The organism is Caballeronia sp. LjRoot29, assembly GCF_964252755.1.
Lineage (GTDB): Bacteria > Pseudomonadota > Gammaproteobacteria > Burkholderiales > Burkholderiaceae > Caballeronia.
The window spans coordinates 1-825 of sequence record NZ_CAXUPU020000096.1; the positions used below are offsets into that span (position 1 = coordinate 1).

Sequence of the window (825 nt, forward strand, 5' to 3'; positions counted from 1 at the left end):
CCTGCATTTCTTCGAGCGCGGAATCAGCTCGCGACGATATCGAAGGAATGGGTCAATTCAGCCGTCTTCGCCAGCATGATCGACGCCGAGCAGTATTTGTCGTGCGAGAGGGTGATCGCGCGTTCGACCGTCGCGGGATTCAGGTTCTTGCCTGTCACCGTGAAGTGGAAGTGGATCTTCGTGAAGATCTTCGGATCTTCGCTTGCGCGTTCGGCCTTGAGCGTTACGGAGCAACCCACGACTTCCTGACGGCTTTTCTTCAGGATCATCACGACGTCGTACGCGGTGCAGCCGCCCGTGCCGAGCAAGACCATTTCCATTGGCCGCGGCGAAAGGTTGCGGCCGCCGCCTTCGGGCGCGCCATCCATTGTGACCAGGTGGCCGCTGCCCGTTTCCGCGGCAAACGCCATTCCGTCCTGCCCCATCCAGCTAACTTTGCATTCCATGAGAAAACTCCAATGCGAGAAGACGCTTGTCTACTCGTCTTGATTGTAGCGTTTTAGCTGATTGTAGGAATCGCAGCGATGTCATCAATTGCGCCAGCGACACGGCATTGTTGCGTTGCAATACATTAGACGAATTGGCGATTTCCCTACTGAAAATAAGGTGTTTCGAGTGCGGTTCGGGAGTGTAAGGGTTTTTGATTTTTAGATAAGTGATTGATTGTAAATAATAAATTGTAGTAATTTTCGCATTTTCTTAATTTTACATTGTGAGATTCAATTCCATAATGCAAATTTACTTGCTTTGCACAAAAGCCCTTCATATACTTGCTCTGTCTCCTCCACCTCCTCCTAGGTGGATTCAGCCCGAGCCCAAGGCTCG

Annotated in this window: 1 protein-coding gene; it reads right to left on the minus strand. The window is 51.3% G+C overall.

All coding sequences use genetic code 11. From position 1 onward, the window contains the following. Nucleotides 1–23: 23 nt before the first annotated feature. On the minus strand, nucleotides 24–446 hold the full coding sequence (locus ACSQ83_RS35890; protein ID WP_414949434.1) for an OsmC family protein: 423 nt from the start codon (nucleotides 444–446) through the stop codon (nucleotides 24–26). Between the last annotated feature and the right edge of the window lie 379 nt (nucleotides 447–825).